An 18,716-nucleotide genomic window follows, 5' to 3' on the forward strand; every position below is an offset into this window, starting at 1 on the left:
CTAGTTAGCTACAATGTTGACAAGCTTGCCAGGAACAACAATCACTTTGCGAATGGTTTTACCTTCGATAAATTGCTGAACGTTAGGCTGCTCTTTCGCAGACGCTTCAATTGTCTCTTTGCTTGCATCAGCTGCGATGGTCATTTTCGCGCGAACCTTACCGTTAACCTGAACAATAATAAGTTTCTCGTCTTCAACCAATGCCGCTTTATCTGCCTGTGGCCATGGCGTTGATTCGATATCTTCACTGTGACCTAGTACTTTCCAAAGCTCGTGAGCGATGTGCGGGGTAATAGGGTTAAGTAGCAACAAGACTGACTCACAGGCTTCACGCATAATAGCGATGTCCTGAGCGTTTTCTTGTGGTGCTTTTTGAAGGTGATTCAGTAGCTCCATTACTGCAGCAACCGCAGTATTGAAGGTTTGGCGACGACCTAAGTCATCAGACACTTTCTCAATCGTTTTGTGTACTTCACGGCGAAGTGCCTGTTGGTCTTTCGACAGTGACTTAACGTCAATAGCTTCTGGCGTGCCTTTTTCCACGTGCTCGGTAACAAGCTTCCAGATACGACGTAAGAAACGGTTTGCACCCTCAACGCCAGAATCAACCCACTCTAGGGTCTGCTCTGGTGGCGCTGCAAACATAGTAAATAGACGGACTGTATCGGCACCGTATAAGTCGATAACTTCTTGCGGGTCGATACCGTTATTCTTCGACTTAGACATTTTGGTCATGCCGCCATGAATAACTTCTTCGCCATCTGCTGTCAGCCACGCTTTAACAATGCGGCCTTTGTCGTCTTTCTCTGTGCTTACTTCGGTAGGCGAGAACCAAGTTTTCTTACCAGAGGCGTCTTCACGGTAGTAAGAGTCGGCTAATACCATGCCTTGGCACAATAGGCGCTTAAATGGCTCGTCAGAGTTCACCAAGCCTTCGTCGCGTAGCAATTTGTGGAAGAAACGCGAGTAAAGCAAGTGCAAGATGGCGTGCTCGATACCACCAATATATTGATCTACCGGTAGCCAGTAGTTGGCTGAAGTAGGGTCAAGCATGGCATCATTGTTGGTAGCACTAGCGTAACGTGCGTAATACCAAGATGACTCCATAAAGGTATCAAAGGTGTCAGTTTCACGTAACGCAGCTTCACCATTGTATGTGGTCTTAGCCCACTCAGGGTCAGCTTTTATTGGCGAGGTTACGCCATTCATTTCTACTTCTTCCGGTAGCACAACCGGTAGTTGGTCAGCAGTAACCGGAACCGATTCACCGTTTTCCAAATTTAACATTGGAATAGGCGCGCCCCAGTAGCGCTGTCGGCTTACGCCCCAATCACGTAAACGGTAATTTACTTTGCGCTTACCGCAGCCTTTGTTTTCAAGCTCATCAGCGATACCGTTAAATGCCGCGTCGAACTCAAGCCCGTCAAATTTTTCCGAGTTAATTAAGCTACCTTTTTCTGTAAACGCAGAAGCTGAAAGGTCGCATTTATCTTCATCGCCTGCATTTGGCGCAATAACTTGCTTAATAGGCAAATCGTACTTTGTGGCAAACTCCCAGTCGCGCTGGTCGTGACCTGGTACAGCCATAACTGCGCCTGAACCGTAGTCCATCAACACAAAGTTAGCGACCCAAATTGGAAGCTTTTCACCAGTTAAAGGGTGAATAACTTCAAAGCCAGTGGCAAAGCCTTTTTTCTCCATCGTCGCTAATTCAGCTTCTGCAACTTTGGTGTTCTTACACTCTTCGATAAAGGCTGCTAAATCTGGATTAGACTGCGCTGCAAACTCAGCTAATGGGTGCTGCGCCGCTACTGCTACATAAGTTACGCCGTAGAAGGTATCCGGACGGGTGGTGTATACCGTTAAATCGGCAATATCATTAACCGCTGATGCTAGGTCAAACGTGATTTCTACACCTTCAGAGCGGCCAATCCAGTTTGCTTGCATGGCACGTACTTGATCCGGCCACTCTTCAAGCTGCTCTAAATCTTGTAAAAGCTCTTCAGCGTAGTCAGTAATTTTAATAAACCACTGTGGAATTTCTTTTTGTTCAACTAGGGCCCCTGAACGCCATCCGCGACCGTCAATTACCTGCTCGTTAGCCAGAACAGTTTGATCTACAGGGTCCCAGTTCACGGTAGAGTTTTTCTTGTACACAAGGCCTTTTTCATAAAGGCGTGTGAAGAACCACTGTTCCCAGCGGTAGTAATCAGATTTACATGTTGTTACTTCGCGGTCCCAGTCGTAACCAAAACCCAACGAGCGAAGCTGATTTTTCATGTAATCAATGTTGGAGTATGTCCATTTCGCCGGTGCAGTATTGTTGTTAATCGCTGCATTTTCCGCTGGTAGACCGAAAGCATCCCAACCCATAGGCTGCAATACATTTTTACCCTGCATACGCTGGAAACGGCTAATTACGTCACCAATGGTGTAGTTGCGCACGTGACCCATGTGAAGTCGGCCACTAGGATATGGAAACATCGACAGGCAGTAGAATTTTTCTTTATCTACATCGTCGTTTGCTTTAAAAGATTGGTTATCTTCCCAGTATTGCTGAACACGCTGTTCAATGTCTTTCGGATTGTACTGATTATCGGCCATGAAACTTAGGCTTCCGCATTAAAAGTTGAAACGTTTATGGGGCGGCATAAGGCGAACGATTTACAGGAGAATTTAAAACCTCTCCTGCATTCTTGCCATTTAACCGCACGTGGGATTTTCCCACTTTACATACATATAGCCCAATAGAATAACCCAGCGCTAAGCCATGCCTCAATAGCTTAACACTGAACTAGGCAATATTTATTTCTGCTTGCATGAAAAGTGAGCATAAATGCAGCTGTTTAGGCGCGTTAACGAAGATGATTTGCTTAAACTCTCGCGTAAAATTCACATAGCGACCTATTTCTGGTCATTTCTATTATCGTTTAGCGCTGTCTTTTTCAACTTCGTTAAATTGTTTATCGCTAAAGGCGGTTAATGCATTTAACTGCTGCGCCTGAACTTTATCGACAACTTTAACCAATTTGGCAGCGTCTTCGTTAGATGCTCGTTGTCCATTGAAGTGAATATTGCCAGAGGCGTGATAGGTAAGGGTAACCTTTGTTTTAGGTGAAGGTTCGCGCTTTATATCATCGTTCGATAAGGCGTTTTCTTCTACGGTGCTGAATTCCCAAGTGAGCGCACCTGATACGCCCATTTCTTGAAGAGGCCCTAATCCGCCGGTCATCACTACCTTTTTATTAGGCTCAACATAGCTTATTTGCATGTGTGCCGCACTTGCTGTTTGTGTAACTTCGCAAAAACAACCGCCGGCTTGTTCATCAATACTTAGCGTGCCCTTCCACCAAGTGTGATCTTTCGGCCACCACTTATCTACGTCTTGAATAAAGTGAGAATACACGGCTTCGATAGGGGCCGCACTTTCACTTTCGTTAGTAATAGAAAAACCAGAGTTATCTGCATAGTTTACGTCAGCGTGACTAGGTGAAGTGAATGTTAGGCTCAGTAGACCTGAAAGGAGCAGGGCTTGGCTTGCTTTCGTTGTTATTGTCATCGTTTTAACCTTGCTTTTTATTATTCATGCTGGCTGCTTGGCGCTTAAAATTTTACTATTTATTGCGTCATTGCGCATACTGCTCATTAAAACCTACACCTTGCTCCCCGAAGTATCAATATGAATAGAGGAGTTAAAGCCTGAGCAATATGCCTCAACGTGCCCATTAAGACACTGAGCTGGTTGTTTGTTGTGCAATTAACAACGTAAAGCTGCCTTATTAGAGTTAACCGTTTGACAGTGCTGTTAATTAGGGTTTCACTTAAGTAAAGAAACGAAAATAGAACAGGCATGTCTGTAGACACTAATATATATGCGTTAAATGTAGACGCGCTATCACCTACCATAAATCGCCGAGCGGTAAACAGTGCCTTAAAAGACGATGAAGCGCTAAACGCGACTTTTATTGGGCAAGAGCGTGCACGGGAAGCGCTCACTTTTGGGTTAGGTATTAACACCAAAGGTTACAACCTTTACGTAATGGGTGAGCCTGCCACAGGGCGTTTCACTTTAGTAAAAGACTACATTGAACGCCAAGTCGCACAGCTTCGTGCACCCGACGATTGGTGTTATATCAACAACTTTGACGACGAACGCCAGCCAGTAGCGCTAAAATTCCCCCCTGGTGGCGGTAAGGCGTTTCAAAAAGATATGGCTGCACTTATCGATGATGTCTTGGATTCACTGCCTATTGCATTTGATAACCCTGGTTATCAGCGCCGCCGTGCATCAATTTCACGAGAGTTTGAACAAAAGTACGATGCAGCTATTGATGCTGTAGAGCGTTACGCACAAGCTAATGACGTTGCGCTTTATGAAGAGGGTGGCTCAATTACGTTTTCACCTATCATTAATGGCAAGCCAATAAGAGATACTGATTTTGCATCGCTTACAGACGAGCAGCGAGAAGGCTTTTACACGCTCATAGATGATTTAGAAAATAGACTGAGTGAAAGTCTGTTGAGTTTACCTACGTGGAAGCGCGAAAATTCAGAAAGGCTGCGTGAGCTTGACAAAAAGACCGCAGAGCATGTGATTAAGCCGCTTATCAAAGTGTTTGAGCACAAATACGCCTCTGAGCTTGGGGTTATGAAGTATCTAAAACAGCTTAAAACCGCTTTGGTTAACGCTATCTTAGTTATTCATAATGAAGAGCAAAAAGAGGAAAAGAGTGACGATTTCGATAAGAAGGTATTTTTAGAAGAGCAGTTTCTTCCTAATGTATTGGTATCAAATAAATTAGACGATGCGGCACCTGTTATTTACGAGCCGAACCCTACCTACCAAAACCTGTTCGGTAAAATTGAATATACCAACATTCATGGTAGCGTATTTACCAATTACAGAATGATACAGTCAGGTGCACTGCACCGGGCAAATGGCGGCTACCTTTTACTGGATGTCGACCAACTAATAGAACAGCCATTTGTGTGGGATACCCTGAAACTTGCCATTAAGTCCCAGCGTTTGCGCATGGATTTACCGCAGCAAGACGTTGGTATGGTGAATAACATCACACTAAACCCTCAGCCTATCGACTTAAATGTGAAAATCGTTTTGCTAGGCTCCCGCGATTTGTACTACACCCTGCAAGATTATGATGATGAGTTTGACGAGCTATTCAGAGTGTTAGTGGATTTTGATTTAGAAATCCCCGTTACTCGACAGGCACTTTTCGACTTTGTGGGCAAAGTACGTGCACATCTTAATACGTTAGGGCTTGTAGGTATAACGGCTAATGCCATGTGCAGGTTGGTTGAGTATTCGCTTAGAATGGCGGAACACAAAGAAAAGCTTTCCGCGCATTTTGCTGAAGTTATCGAACTAGTTAATGAAGCCTACTATTTCTGCAAGAAGTCGAATGCCGACACGCTAGAGCTCGATCATTTAAAAACAGCATTAAGTGCCAAAAAACGTCGCACAGGCCGCGTTAGTCAAACGCTTTTAAACGATATTAAAGAAGGGCACGTGCTTATTGCCACTGAAGGCAAAGCGGTAGGAAAAGTAAACGGATTAACCGTATTAGATATTGGTGACACCGCATTTGGTACGCCTGCACGCATAACATCTACTGTGTTTGCCGGGGCAAGTGGCGTAGTTGATATCGAGCGTGAAGTAGAGCTTGGACAGCCCATACACTCTAAAGGGGTTATGTTACTTAACGGCTATTTAGGTAATAAGTACGCTCAGCATTTCCCGTTAACGTTATCTGCAAACATCGCATTAGAACAGTCGTACGGCCATATAGACGGCGACAGCGCATCCCTTGGAGAACTGGTTGCACTTATATCTGCTCTTACTGAAATCCCGTGCCTACAAACCTTGGCTATTACAGGTTCAATAAACCAATATGGTGAAGTGCAAGCGGTGGGCGGTGTGAACGAAAAGATAGAAGGCTTTTTCGACTTGTGTCAGCACCGCGGCCTAACCGGTACGCAGGGCGTGATTATCCCTAAATCGAATGCGATAAATTTGGTATTAGATACCACCGTTATCGATGCCGTGAAAAAAGGGCTGTTTCATATTTATACCGTTGAAACGGTAGACGATGCGCTTACTATTTTGATGGAACAAGAAGCGGGTAAAATTAGCAGTAAAGGGCGTTACCCTAAAAACTCTATTAACTACCATGCGGTAAACCGTTTATACAATATCGCCCTTATTGTGAACGGTGGAGATGGCGAATAGCTTTAAGAGAGAGTAGTTCGCTAGTCTTCGGGGAAGCCGAGGGTTAAGTGACGGGGGTAAATGAGAATAAGGGTAAAATTCATTTGAGTAAGGGAGTACATAGCAATGGACAAAAGGCTATTAATTACCATAGGGGTTGTGCTACTTGGTTGTGGGGTTATTTATGTGAGAAGTCAATACTCTTCCGATGCAAGCGAAACAACGTATTCGCCCGTCGAAGAATATAACGTTACTGACTCGACAACAGATAATAATTCCGAAGAAATACCCCTCGCTGATACTAAGAACTACTCTTCTTGTATAACAATGCTTAACCAGCAAAAACAGCGTGTTTACAACTGGGCACGGAATAGCTATACCAGTTGGGATCGCTACATCAAAGAGGGTATCTATTCTCTTAATGAAGTCACACTGGTTGTTGAACATTTTACAAACTCAAATTTTGCTGAGAGTTTTCGAATTGAATACATAAGAAGTGACGCGCCAACTTCTTTGCAAACTAAGGATTTGAACGACAAATTCTTTGATGCAGAGCCTTTAGCTAAAGAGTGGGGCTTATCAGTAATGATAAAGGTTCCCAATCCAAAGCTTAAAAATTTTGAGCGTTTAACGTTATTAGAAAAACAAACGACGCTTGCTGAAAACGATGTGAGTGTTGACGATGTTGCGTATTTTCTTCTCGATAAAAATACATCAGATGACAGCATACTCATGATGTTCGAAGCGCTAGAAAATCCTTTTGCCAAAGTTTCCTATGATCGTTACGCCACAACTTCGCTTCTTGACTATGCCATTATGGGGTATCGCGATAATATTGTTGACGCTATGCTTAAGCGGGGATTTAGACCCACGAAAGACGAATACTTAGGCTCTAGTATGGAGTGGGCACTTAGTGCACTGACATACGGCTTTCATGATGATAACCGGGCATCCGCAGCTAATATTGTATTAAAGTTATTGGATTTTAACGCAGCCGCGCGTTTCGAGTCACAAACGTATGAACTGGTAGAAGGGAGTTTTCCTCGGCACTTTTACAGATTTGACGATAGCGAAATTCAGACGCTCATCATTGATTATAATTTGGATTTAACTTCAATAGCCCAAAGAAAAAATATACGGATAAGTGAAAATCATCCCCTCATTGAAACGTTAGAAAAACAACAGTTGGCAAGTGTAAAAGGGAGTCTAAATCAAACCGAGTTACAACGTATCACTACGGAATGTAACGCGCACGTGACAGAGCTAAACAAACGCTGGCAACCACGAGAAATACACGATGTCGTATCCGAGGTTGCTTCACGTTTTGATGGTGATAAAAAAGCGATCATCGGTGAACTTTCTGGTACAGATCCAGTGCTAGTTGATTATTACCTTCGTAAATATAGAACACCCACTGAAGGTGTACCTGTAAATCAAGCTTTGATAGATAGAATAGATTCTTCATACACTTATTTTAGAGAAGGGAAAGCGCAACAAGGCATTGATTTAATATTGTCTGAGCCTGTGCATAAAAGTCAGTATGAATTTGTGATGTACAAGTTGCTGATGTTTCAAACAGGCTATTCCGCAATAGTTCAGAGCCCACTCTGGAGCGGGATAAATGATTATAAAGAATTAACCTTTAGAGGACTTTTGAACAGCGACTTTATAGAAAATATGTCAGTCCTGGGTGTACCCATTTACGAACCTGACAATTACGGTAAGAGTCTAGTTTACTATGCAGCGTCAAAGCACGATGTGGAATTAATATCGTACCTCTTTGAAAACAATGCCCAATTCAGTGGTTCAAAGGAAGGGCAAGACCCTCTTCATATTGCACTCAACATCAGAAAAAATACTAACTCACTCATGAGTATTGAAAAAACGGTTAACGAGCTAATGCGTTTTAAGCCTACTATTGATAAATTTCATAAGAGCCGAATGAAATTAGTAAAGCTTTATTACCCGGAAAGTTATGAAAGACTTACCGCTTTACATCCTGAGTTACGTGTTAACGAAGATGATGCAATTTCTCTTCCGACGACTTATCTATATACTTACTTTTAGCGACTTCTATTAAAAAACGGGGCAATTGTTTTAGCCATCCTGACAAAACAGGGAGCTTATGCTCCCGTTTTTAAAGTTTTTTGTGCTCGTTATTTGCAAAACCGATGTTTATGATTTTGTACTTTTTTCTACTTGGGCGGCATGCGAAGGCCGCCGTCTAAGCGGATTGTTTCACCATTTAAATAGCTGTTGTTTGCCATGTGAATAACCAGTTTTGCAAATTCTTCAGGTAGCCCAAGGCGTTTAGGAAACTGAACGTTAGCAGAAAGGGCGTCTTGTACTTTTTCAGGCATAGCAAGCAGCATTGGCGTGCCCATTACGCCTGGCGCTATCGTATTAACGCGGATGCCTAGTGGTGCTAAATCGCGTGCCATGGGTAGAGTTAGACCGATAATGCCGCCTTTACTCGCAGCATAAGCAGTTTGACCTATTTGACCTTCGTAGCCCGCAACTGAAGCAGTATTGATAATAAGACCGCGTTCACCTTCTTCGTTAATGGGCGACTGTTTGGCCATAGTTGCAGCCACCAAACGAGATACGTTAAAACTGCCGACCAAGTTAATATCGATAGTTTTCTGAAAATCGCCGAGTGGAGTAGGGTTGCCTTCTTTATCTAGCAAACGTTCTGCGGGCGCGATACCAGCGCAGTTGACTACCAGTGAAATAGCACCAAACCTGTTAGTGGTTGCGTCGATAGCCGCTTGAACAGAAGCCTCATCACGAACATCGGTTTTGGTGAAAAGCGTGTTGCCGTTACCTAATTCTTCAACGCGTTGCGCGCCAAGTTCGTCATTTAGGTCGAAAAGGCTGACGTTGGCCCCCGCATCGCGAAGCGCGATAGCAGTTGCGTGACCAAGTCCTGAACAACCGCCAGTGACAACGGCAGTAAGATTATTTAGCGTCATAGTTTTCCCTTAAACCCTGTTTGTTCACTATTATTAACGTGATGTTAACGGGAAGTAAGAAGAAAAACTATGGTGCCGAAAGGGAACGGCACCTTTTATTCAGTTATTTTGCAGCTATTTTGGCAACTGAATTTTACAGTCTTCGCTTTGACGGTAGATAATTAGCGTGTGACCAATTACCTGAAGCTTAACTGAGTTGGTTTCACGTACAATGGCATCCATGATAAGCGCTTTTTCTTCACGATCATCAGTTGGCACCTTAACTTTAATTAATTCATGGTGACTAAGTGCGTTGTCGATTTCTGCAACGACACCTTCTGTCAGGCCGTTCCCACCTAGCTGCACAACAGGTTTTAACGGGTGTGCAAGACCTTTTAGGAATTGTTTCTGTTTATTTGAAAGTTTCATCTAGTAATATTTCTTACAATTAATCTGTTAGTTTATGCTTGAAATAACGTATTCTAACGCCATCTTCTCTACAATCCTAATGACATTGTACTGGAATGACAAAAAAGAAACACTCCGCCAGCAGTAAACGCTGGTTACAAGAACACGTCAACGACCATTATGTGCAAAAAGCAAATAAGGAAGGTTGGCGCTCGCGAGCTATTTATAAACTGGAAGAAATCCAGAAAAAAGATAAGCTTATAAAGCCAGGAATGACACTTGTAGACCTTGGTGCTGCACCAGGAGGCTGGTCTCAGCTAGCTGCACAGCTTGTTGGCGACAATGGTCAAGTTATCGCGTGCGATATTTTGCCCATGGACCCGATAGTTGGCGTAGACTTTTTACAAGGTGATTTCAGAGAGGACGCGGTTCTCGACGCACTATTGAACAGAATCGGTGGGAACACCGTAGATATTGTGTTGTCTGATATGGCACCTAACCTTGCAGGTAACGCTTCGGTTGACCAATCTCGCTCTATGTACCTTTGCGAACTAGCGCTAGATATGTGTCACCAAGTTTTAAAGCCTGGAGGTTCTTTTGTTATTAAGGTGTTCCAAGGTGAAGGTTTTGTTGAGTTCATGAACGCGCTTAAACAATCTTTCACAACCATAAAGACGCGTAAGCCTGACTCGTCCAGATCACGTTCTCGTGAGGTGTATTTGGTGGCTTGTGGGTATAAAGTGTAGTACGCTTTGGGTTAAGCGGTTTTCGTTGCGAGTTGTGCCGTTTATTCAATAAACAACTTGTTGAATATACAAGCAATTCGGGTTTATAGAGGTTAGTAGCATTGAGCGATATGGCAAAAAATTTAATCTTATGGTTAGTCATCGCCGTTGTTTTAATGTCGGTTTTTCAGAGCTTTTCACCGAGTGAATCGTCTCGTTCGCAAACTGACTACACAACGTTTTTGAGAGAAGCAGAACAGGGAAATATTCGTGAAGTTCGCATCAACAATAGTGGCGAAATTCGCGGTACAAAGCGTTCAGGCGAAACTTTCCAAACATTCGTACCTTACTTTGATGACAAGTTGGTATCTGACTTAGTTAAAAACGATGTAAGAGTTTACGGTGAACCACCGGAAGAGCAGTCTCTTCTAACGTCAATTTTCATTTCATGGTTCCCCATGTTATTGCTTATCGGTGTATGGATATTCTTCATGCGTCAAATGCAAGGTGGTGGCGGCCGTGGCGCTATGTCCTTCGGAAAGAGCAAAGCTCGCTTACTTGGTGAAGACCAAATCAAGACGACATTTGCTGACGTAGCAGGCTGTGATGAAGCTAAAGAAGACGTATCTGAGTTAGTTGACTTCCTTCGCGACCCGTCTAAGTTTCAAAAGCTTGGCGGTAAAATTCCGAAGGGCGTACTTATGGTAGGTCCTCCTGGTACGGGTAAAACTTTGCTTGCGAAAGCTATCGCGGGTGAAGCAAAAGTACCTTTCTTTACTATCTCGGGTTCTGATTTCGTTGAGATGTTCGTGGGTGTTGGTGCATCGCGTGTTCGTGATATGTTCGAACAAGCTAAGAAAGCAGCGCCTTGCATTATCTTCATTGACGAAATTGATGCGGTAGGCCGTCAACGTGGTGCAGGTTTAGGTGGTGGTCACGACGAGCGTGAACAAACACTTAACCAAATGCTTGTTGAAATGGACGGCTTTGAAGGCCATGAAGGTATCATCGTTATTGCGGCAACTAACCGTCCAGACGTTCTTGACCCTGCGCTACTTCGCCCTGGTCGCTTCGACCGTCAGGTTGTAGTAGGTCTGCCTGATATTCGCGGTCGTGAACAAATTCTTAAGGTTCATATTCGCAAAGTACCTGTTGCTGACAACGTAGAACCTTCTGTTATTGCTCGTGGTACACCAGGTTTCTCAGGTGCCGATTTGGCGAACCTAGTAAATGAAGCTGCATTGTTTGCTGCCCGTGGTAACAAACGTTTGGTTTCAATGGAAGAGTTCGAGAAAGCGAAAGACAAAATCATGATGGGCTCTGAACGTAAGTCTATGGTGATGTCTGAGCCTGAAAAAGAAATGACAGCGTATCACGAAGCAGGTCACGCCATTGTTGGTCGCTTAGTGCCAGAGCACGATCCGGTTTACAAAGTATCGATCATTCCACGCGGTCGCGCGTTGGGTGTGACCATGTACTTGCCTGAGCAAGACCGTGTAAGTCATTCTAAACAACACTTAGAAAGCATGATTTCTAGCTTGTTTGGTGGGCGTATTGCTGAAGCCCTCATTTACGGCGATGACAAAGTAACAACGGGTGCGTCCAACGACATCGAGCGCGCAACTGAAATTGCACGTAAGATGGTGACTCAGTGGGGCTTGTCGAGCAAAATGGGTCCAATGCTTTATGCTGAAGACGAAGGTGAAGTGTTCCTAGGTAAGTCTATGTCTAAGGCAACGAATATGTCTGATGACACAGCACGTGCTATTGATGCCGAAATCAAGTCATTGATCGACAGCAACTACGAACGCGCTCAAAAAATCCTTGAAGACAACATTGATATCTTACACTCAATGAAAGACGCACTGATGAAGTACGAAACCATTGATGCTAAGCAAATCGATGATCTGATGAACCGCACTGACGTTCGTCCTCCTGCCGACTGGGATGACAGCAAGCCGTCTGGTGGCGATAAGCCAAGCGGTGGTGCACCAGTTCGCGAAGGTGAAATTAAAAACGATGGTGTTGATAAACCGTCGGTAGGCAAGCCTGGCGATATTCCAAGCTAAGCCGCTACACTAATTAAAAAACGCCAGTTCAGCTGGCGTTTTTTGTTAGAGCAGTTTGATTTTAATCTAATGCTTATCGCTATCTCTGTGGGTTAAAATCAGTTTGCTTTATAGCTTCATCTTTAAAGAACAATAATGCGAGTAATTCATGCAGTTTGGAAAGCACTTCGTCGATCTATCACAGTCTCATGTGATGGGCATATTAAATGTAACCCCTGACTCTTTCTCTGACGGTGGCAAGCACGCCAATGTGACGCGAGCAGTTGAACATGCGCATCGCATGCTTGATGATGGCGCAACCTTCATTGACATTGGTGGTGAATCTACACGACCTGGTGCCCCTGATGTATCTTTGCAAGAAGAACTAGACCGCACAATACCTGTTATTGAGGCAGTCGCTAAAAATAGCGATGCTGTGATATCTATTGATACCAGTAAAGCAGAAGTAATGCGTGAAGCAGTCAACGCGGGTGCAGGGTTAATTAATGATGTACGTGCTTTACAAGAACCCGGCGCACTAGAAGCCGCCGCGACCGCTGATGTACCCGTGTGCTTAATGCATATGAAGGGGCAACCGCGAACTATGCAAAATAACCCCGAATATAGCGATGTAATTAAGGAAGTAAGTCAGTTTTTAATAGCTCGCACAAAAGTGTGTGAGCAAGCCGGCATTGCGAAAGAGTCGATACTGTTCGACCCAGGCTACGGATTTGGTAAAACCCTAGAGCATAACTATACCCTAGTTAAACATCTGCCTGATATTATGTCGTTGGGCTTTCCCGTCTTAGTTGGAATGTCACGAAAATCAATGATAGGCAATTTGCTTAATAGAAAAGTAGATGAGCGCTTGGCTGGAAGCGTAAGCCTCGCTACAATTGTCGCCCAAATGGGCGCACAGATTATTCGCGTTCACGACGTTAAAGAAACAGCGGACGCTGTCAATATCGTGAAAATGCTGAATACGATTAAATAAGGAATAATAATGACTCAGCGCAAATATTTTGGCACCGATGGTATACGTGGAAAAGTGGGTGAGAGCAATATCAACCCAGAGTTTGTGACCAAATTAGGATGGGCAGCCGGTAAAGTTCTAGCTGGCCGCGGCACAAATAAAGTACTTATCGGTAAAGACACACGTATATCTGGCTATATGCTAGAGTCCTCTCTAGAAGCTGGTCTATCGGCTGCAGGCATTAATATCGGCTTGCTAGGACCTATGCCCACACCGGCTATTGCGTATCTAACGAAAACATTCCGTTCTGAAGCGGGTATCGTAATCAGTGCCTCCCATAACCCTTTTTACGATAACGGCATCAAATTCTTCTCTGCTCAAGGCTTTAAGCTAGATGACGATATTGAGCTAGCTATTGAAGACATGTTAGAGCGTCCAATGACATGCGTAGCGTCTGACAAGTTAGGTAAAGCTACTCGAATTAATGACGCAGCAGGCCGCTACATTGAATTTTGTAAGGGTACATTCCCTTCTGAGCTATCGTTAACAGGCCTCAAAATAGTGGTAGATTGCGCGCATGGCGCTACATATCACATAGCGCCAAACGTTCTTCGCGAACTAGGCGCAACAGTCGTTGAACTAGGAACAGCGCCTGATGGCCTAAACATCAACGACGGCGTTGGCGCAACTTCAATGAATGCGATTGTAGAAAAGGTTAAAGAGACCGGCGCTGACCTTGGCTTTGCGCTAGACGGCGACGGCGATCGCATTATGATGGTAGACCACCTCGGTAACGTTTTAGACGGTGACCAGATTGTTTACATTATTGCCCGTGATGCGCTTAAAAATGGCAAGATGCAGGGCGGTGTAGTGGGCACTTTGATGAGTAACCTTGGTCTTGAAAACGCGCTTTCGAAGCTGGGTGTTCCATTTGTAAGAAGTAACGTAGGCGACAGATACGTGATGGAATTGTTGCAGCAGAAAGGCTGGGCAATTGGTGGTGAAAATTCGGGCCATGTTCTCAATCTAAATATGAGTTCTACGGGTGATGGTATTGTTGCCGGGCTTCAAGTGCTTGCTGCAATGTTGCGTTCTCATATGGATCTACACGACTTAGCGAGCGGTTTTGACATGTACCCGCAAACATTAGTTAACGTGCGTTACGCAAACCAAGAAGTGGATTATCTTTCACATCAAGATGTACAAAACGCTAAGAAAGAAGCGGAATCTGCCCTAGGTAAGACGGGTAGGGTATTATTGCGTAAAAGCGGTACTGAACCACTAATTCGAGTGATGGTAGAGTCGAACGACGATGCACAATCTCATAAATGGGCTGAGCATATTGCAGAAACTGTTCGTAATCTCGCCAATTAGTTGGCGTAGCAGGAAATTTTGCTTTTTGTGCTTGTATCTTTTCAATTAAATAGTTAATATCACGCCCGCTTTAAAGACAGGGCTAAGGTCTGCGTTGTGAGTGAAAATGTAAGAAAGCCATTCGTGGCTGGCAATTGGAAAATGAATGGAAATTTGGCATTAGTTGCTGAATTTAATCAGAAACTTGCTGATGTAAAAGCTGAATCGGAAATCGTGATTTGTGCTCCTTCTCTACTTTTACACGCATTTGAAACCCGTTCATTTGCTATCGGTACTCAAAACGTAAGTCATTTAGAAAATGGCGCACATACTGGTGAGTTATCAGTCCAAATGCTTAAAGAAGCAGGTTGTGAATACGCAATCGTTGGGCACTCTGAAAGACGCGAAGACCAGGGTGAGTCAAGCGAACTTGTAGCGCTAAAAGCTAAGCAGTGTGTCGCATCTGGCATCGTTCCTATCATTTGTGTGGGTGAACCCCTTGAAGTGAGAGAGGCTGACAACGTAGAGTCGTTTGTCGGTGAACAGCTAGACGCTCTTGTTAATGCAATGTCTGTTGATGAACTAAGCAAAACAGTTATAGCTTACGAGCCAATTTGGGCAATAGGTACAGGTAAAACTGCAAGTCCAGAACAAGCACAAGACGTTCACGAATTTATTCGTGGCTACTTTGATAAAGTAGACACAGAACTGGCGCAAGGCCTACGTATTTTATACGGCGGAAGTGTTAAGCCAGATAATGCCAGCACCTTATTTGCGCAGAAAGACGTAGATGGCGGGTTGATTGGCGGGGCCAGTTTAAAGGCTGAAGATTTTATTTCAATTTGCCAAGCGGCAAACTGACGAGGTATTTATGATTTACGAAGTGCTATTAGTAGCATACCTAATTGTTGCACTTTTACTTATTGGATTTGTTTTAATTCAACAGGGTAAAGGCGCAGATATGGGCGCTTCATTTGGCTCAGGTGGTTCAAACACAGTATTTGGCTCGTCTGGTTCGGGCAACTTTATGACGCGTACCACTGGCATATTGGCAGGTTTGTTTTTCTTCATTAGCCTTACTTTAGGTGCATTGACCGCCAACCGCGAAAGTGCTGAAGATGAATGGAACAACTTAGAAGTTCCAGCGGCTGTTGAAGAGCCGGTGCAGCTTCCGGCTGACCAAGATGTACCAGTTATTGAAGATGCGGCGCAAAGCGACGTGCCAGCTGGTGAAGCAGACGCATCTGATGTGCCTGTAGCTGATGATACTGATGCTCCTGTAGCTGATGGCTCTGAAGGTTCAAACTAAGCATAAAAAAAGTTTCGCGGAAGTGGTGGAATTGGTAGACACGCCATCTTGAGGGGGTGGTGAGCATAGCTCGTGCGGGTTCAAGTCCCGCTTTCCGCACCAAATAGTAATAAAAGCCAGCGCTAAGCTGGCTTTTTGCTTTTCCTCGCTTTTTTCTTTAGTAGCCTAGCTTTAGCAAATATCGGTTAAGAGCAAGACATTTGTAACAAAGCGTTAAAATCTAAAATTTACAGGATGTTATACCTGTCCCTATTATTGTTATTCAGCTATTCTTAACATCGATACCTATTTCGACTGCTTCAAAATTACAACAATCTTCACGGGGCACTATAGTGCAAAAGACACTAAGCCAGACTTTATTCCAAACCTTATTAATAGGGATTGTAATAGCATCACTTCTGATTATTGGCGCTGTTTGGCGCTCTGCAAACACACTTGTTGTTCAAAATATTGATCACGATATTTTATTAGCTGAAAAAGTTTTCGATAAAGTTGTCGCCGACAGGCAAGCCGTTATCAAAAGTGTATCGAAAGTCCTGGCGCGTTCCTTTGATTTCAGGCGCGCCGTTGGAACCGAGAATATTCCCTCTATTGAAGCTGCATTTACGAGTTATGCAGACCGCCTTAATACCAAAATCATTGCGTTAGTGAGCCTTGATCACAAGGTTGTTGCAACCCACACAGACTTATTCAAGGTTGGTCAGGACGTAGAGAGTAGTTTATCGCTTGTTGCAAAAGGTCGAGATAGCGGTTTCTTTGTTGTAAACGATAATTTAGTTGAGCTGAATCTTATTCGGGTAGAGATCCCGACACTCAGATACTACATGTTAATTGGTGTTGAATTTGACGATGATTTACTTGAACAGCTAAAGCAACTTGTTGATGCCGAAATTATCATTTCTAAGGCAGATTCCAACGAGATCATTAAGGCAACATTAGATAACGATGAAGCACAACGAATAATTGCATCACAACAAGATCCGTCTTGGGTGGATGTAACCTTTAAAAACGAATTAACTTACTTGGCGCGGCAGGTAAGTATAGGCTCTGAGCAAAATTTACCTGTTGCTATTACATTAGCTGTCGATACAACGTCTTATTTCAACGCGTTTACGCGTATTCAATTAACCATATTGGCATTCTGTCTACTAGCCATTTTAGTAGCGCTCGGACTTTCCCTGTTTCTGGCTAGAAATGTGAGCGACTCTGTATCTAAACTGGTTAAAGCCGTAAATAAAGTAGCATCGGGTAGTTATGGTTCAACCCTTGAATCACCGTCAAAACTAAAAGAAATTACAGAACTTGCAGTTGCCGTAGACAGCATGCAAGAGAGTATTAAAAGTCGTGAAAAGCACATTCGCTACCAGGCTGAACATGATGTATTAACCGGCCTTTTTAATCGTAACTATGTTGAAGGCTATTTTGAGTCTGAGCTTAAAGAGGGGCGAGCGGTTCAGGTAGTCGCTATTACCGTTATTGGGTTTAGAACCATAAATGACTTATATGGCTACTCGAATGGTGATAACACCCTTAAAGCACTTGCAGAGCGCTTGCAGCGCTGGCCTGGCACGTCTGCACGGCTTGCTGGCGGCGAAATACTGTATATATCACACGAATCGTTAAACGACGATCAGCTAGAAACACTTAAACATATTTTAGAACAGCCGGTTGAAAGTAACTTAATTGCCATCCCCGTTAAAGTTGCTATGGCAGTAATCGAGTGTCCTCAAGACGCCTCTTCTTCTGAAGAGCTATTTAGAAAGATGAATATAGTGACCGATGAGGCTATTCATAGTGATAGCTGGTGTGTGCGGTATCGGACCGATTTAGAAGATAGATATAATCGCAGGCTTGCTATAACAACGGAATTGAAGCGCTCGCTTGTGAGCCAGCAAAACGAACTGTCTATGGTCTACCAGCCCAAGGTTGATTTGCAAACGATGAAAGTTTGCAGCATGGAGGCGTTGATCCGCTGGAACAATAGCGCGCTTGGTTTTGTGCCGCCTGATGAATTCATCACTATTGCCGAGCAAGCAGGGTTAATAGAGCAAGTAACAACCTGGGTAATGCAGCAAACCATTACCGACTTATCTTACTTTAGGTCGAAGGGTTATCGGTTTACCGTTGCCATGAACCTGTCGACGCAAGACATTCAAAACAAAGTGTTACTCAGCAAGCTTGTGGCTCTGCTTACGAAAGAGGGGCTATCACCAGAATCTCTAGAGCTTGAAATAACCGAAAGTGATTTAGTTGCTGATGCATCACTTGCGATTGAAAACCTTAACGAATTAACTGCTAGAGGCTTTCACTTCGCGATTGACGATTTTGGTACTGGCTATTCGTCACTGGCCTATTTAAAGAACTTACCTGTTAAAACGATTAAAATAGACAAAAGCTTTATTCTTTCTCTGGCTAGCGATGAGAACGATCAACAAATTGTTCATACTGTGCTTAGTCTGGCGAATGTCTTTAATTTGAAAGTGGTTGCTGAGGGTGTAGAAGATTTAGCTTCCCTTGAAATTTTGAAGGAGTGGGGATGCGATATTGCACAAGGTTATTACATTAGCCGCCCGCTAAATCGTTCAGATCTTGATGATTGGCTTCAAAATACGCCTTTCGGTGAATAGCTTTTTTATAAGGAAAAGTTTATTTTTTAAGTATACGCAATGCAGTTTGCTCGGTATTTATATACAGCAAGGTAACGTATGTACGTTCCAGTTACT

The 18,716-nt window shown here is 43.7% G+C and carries 13 protein-coding genes and 1 tRNA gene; 10 read left to right on the forward strand and 4 right to left on the reverse strand.

What is annotated here, in order from left to right:
• Both leuS and IW644_RS04280 read right to left on the reverse strand, forming a co-directional pair.
• Window positions 1-2,604, reverse strand: a complete 2,604-nt coding sequence (leuS, locus tag IW644_RS04275) for a leucine--tRNA ligase (protein ID WP_269916528.1) — start codon at window positions 2,602-2,604, stop codon at window positions 1-3.
• Between the two features lie 319 nt (window positions 2,605-2,923).
• Window positions 2,924-3,559: an SRPBCC family protein gene (locus tag IW644_RS04280; RefSeq protein ID WP_269916529.1), complete on the reverse strand. Its 636-nt coding sequence runs from the start codon at window positions 3,557-3,559 to the stop codon at window positions 2,924-2,926.
• Window positions 3,560-3,850: 291 nt separating this feature from the next.
• Here IW644_RS04280 and IW644_RS04285 point away from each other — a divergent pair, with 291 nt between their 5' ends.
• Complete coding sequence (locus tag IW644_RS04285) at window positions 3,851-6,247, forward strand: Lon protease family protein (protein WP_269916530.1); 2,397 nt, start codon at window positions 3,851-3,853, stop codon at window positions 6,245-6,247.
• Window positions 6,248-6,352: 105 nt separating this feature from the next.
• Complete coding sequence (locus IW644_RS04290) at window positions 6,353-8,293, forward strand: hypothetical protein (protein ID WP_269916531.1); 1,941 nt, start codon at window positions 6,353-6,355, stop codon at window positions 8,291-8,293.
• Between the two features lie 128 nt (window positions 8,294-8,421).
• Here IW644_RS04290 and IW644_RS04295 read toward each other — a convergent pair whose 3' ends face one another.
• Both IW644_RS04295 and yhbY read right to left on the reverse strand, forming a co-directional pair.
• Entirely contained in the window at window positions 8,422-9,198 is a 777-nt protein-coding gene (locus tag IW644_RS04295; protein ID WP_269916532.1) for a 3-hydroxyacyl-CoA dehydrogenase, read from the reverse strand.
• A gap of 114 nt (window positions 9,199-9,312) precedes the next feature.
• Window positions 9,313-9,606, reverse strand: a complete 294-nt coding sequence (yhbY, locus tag IW644_RS04300; protein WP_014949363.1) for a ribosome assembly RNA-binding protein YhbY — start codon at window positions 9,604-9,606, stop codon at window positions 9,313-9,315.
• A gap of 95 nt (window positions 9,607-9,701) precedes the next feature.
• Between yhbY and rlmE the strand changes: the two genes are divergently transcribed.
• The 8 genes from rlmE (at window position 9,702) to IW644_RS04340 (ending at window position 18,620) form a co-directional block, all read left to right on the forward strand.
• Window positions 9,702-10,331, forward strand: a complete 630-nt coding sequence (rlmE, locus tag IW644_RS04305; RefSeq protein WP_014949364.1) for a 23S rRNA (uridine(2552)-2'-O)-methyltransferase RlmE — start codon at window positions 9,702-9,704, stop codon at window positions 10,329-10,331.
• Window positions 10,332-10,432: 101 nt separating this feature from the next.
• Window positions 10,433-12,379 carry an ATP-dependent zinc metalloprotease FtsH gene (gene ftsH / locus IW644_RS04310; protein WP_269916533.1) on the forward strand — a complete coding sequence of 649 codons (1,947 nt, stop codon included), beginning with the start codon at window positions 10,433-10,435 and terminating at the stop codon, window positions 12,377-12,379.
• A gap of 148 nt (window positions 12,380-12,527) precedes the next feature.
• Window positions 12,528-13,352, forward strand: coding sequence for a dihydropteroate synthase (gene folP, locus IW644_RS04315; protein ID WP_269916534.1), 825 nt, complete (start codon window positions 12,528-12,530; stop codon window positions 13,350-13,352).
• Window positions 13,353-13,361: 9 nt separating this feature from the next.
• Window positions 13,362-14,705: a phosphoglucosamine mutase gene (glmM, locus tag IW644_RS04320; protein ID WP_269916535.1), complete on the forward strand. Its 1,344-nt coding sequence runs from the start codon at window positions 13,362-13,364 to the stop codon at window positions 14,703-14,705.
• 96 nt (window positions 14,706-14,801) lie between these two features.
• Window positions 14,802-15,545, forward strand: coding sequence for a triose-phosphate isomerase (gene tpiA, locus IW644_RS04325; RefSeq protein ID WP_269916536.1), 744 nt, complete (start codon window positions 14,802-14,804; stop codon window positions 15,543-15,545).
• A 10-nt stretch (window positions 15,546-15,555) separates the two neighbouring features.
• Window positions 15,556-15,993 carry a preprotein translocase subunit SecG gene (gene secG, locus IW644_RS04330; protein ID WP_269916537.1) on the forward strand — a complete coding sequence of 146 codons (438 nt, stop codon included), beginning with the start codon at window positions 15,556-15,558 and terminating at the stop codon, window positions 15,991-15,993.
• Window positions 15,994-16,009: 16 nt separating this feature from the next.
• Window positions 16,010-16,095: transfer RNA gene (locus tag IW644_RS04335), tRNA-Leu, on the forward strand.
• A 230-nt stretch (window positions 16,096-16,325) separates the two neighbouring features.
• Complete coding sequence (locus tag IW644_RS04340; RefSeq protein ID WP_269916538.1) at window positions 16,326-18,620, forward strand: GGDEF domain-containing protein; 2,295 nt, start codon at window positions 16,326-16,328, stop codon at window positions 18,618-18,620.
• Window positions 18,621-18,716: the final 96 nt, after the last annotated feature.

The sequence above is a fragment of the Alteromonas sp. PRIM-21 genome, from assembly GCF_027563165.1.
Classification (GTDB): Bacteria; Pseudomonadota; Gammaproteobacteria; order Enterobacterales; family Alteromonadaceae; genus Alteromonas; species Alteromonas macleodii_A.

What these genes read in the sequence shown, in the direction of transcription:
- rlmE (WP_014949364.1), top strand. Translation starts at nt 9,702, where the DNA reads ATGACAAAAAAGAAACACTCCGCCAGCAGTAAACGCTGGTTACAAGAA.
- IW644_RS04285 (WP_269916530.1), top strand. Translation starts at nt 3,851, where the DNA reads ATGTCTGTAGACACTAATATATATGCGTTAAATGTAGACGCGCTATCA.
- IW644_RS04295 (WP_269916532.1), bottom strand. Translation starts at nt 9,198, where the DNA reads ATGACGCTAAATAATCTTACTGCCGTTGTCACTGGCGGTTGTTCAGGA.
- secG (WP_269916537.1), top strand. Translation starts at nt 15,556, where the DNA reads ATGATTTACGAAGTGCTATTAGTAGCATACCTAATTGTTGCACTTTTA.
- yhbY (WP_014949363.1), bottom strand. Translation starts at nt 9,606, where the DNA reads ATGAAACTTTCAAATAAACAGAAACAATTCCTAAAAGGTCTTGCACAC.
- folP (WP_269916534.1), top strand. Translation starts at nt 12,528, where the DNA reads ATGCAGTTTGGAAAGCACTTCGTCGATCTATCACAGTCTCATGTGATG.
- glmM (WP_269916535.1), top strand. Translation starts at nt 13,362, where the DNA reads ATGACTCAGCGCAAATATTTTGGCACCGATGGTATACGTGGAAAAGTG.
- IW644_RS04280 (WP_269916529.1), bottom strand. Translation starts at nt 3,559, where the DNA reads ATGACAATAACAACGAAAGCAAGCCAAGCCCTGCTCCTTTCAGGTCTA.
- IW644_RS04290 (WP_269916531.1), top strand. Translation starts at nt 6,353, where the DNA reads ATGGACAAAAGGCTATTAATTACCATAGGGGTTGTGCTACTTGGTTGT.
- leuS (WP_269916528.1), bottom strand. Translation starts at nt 2,604, where the DNA reads ATGGCCGATAATCAGTACAATCCGAAAGACATTGAACAGCGTGTTCAG.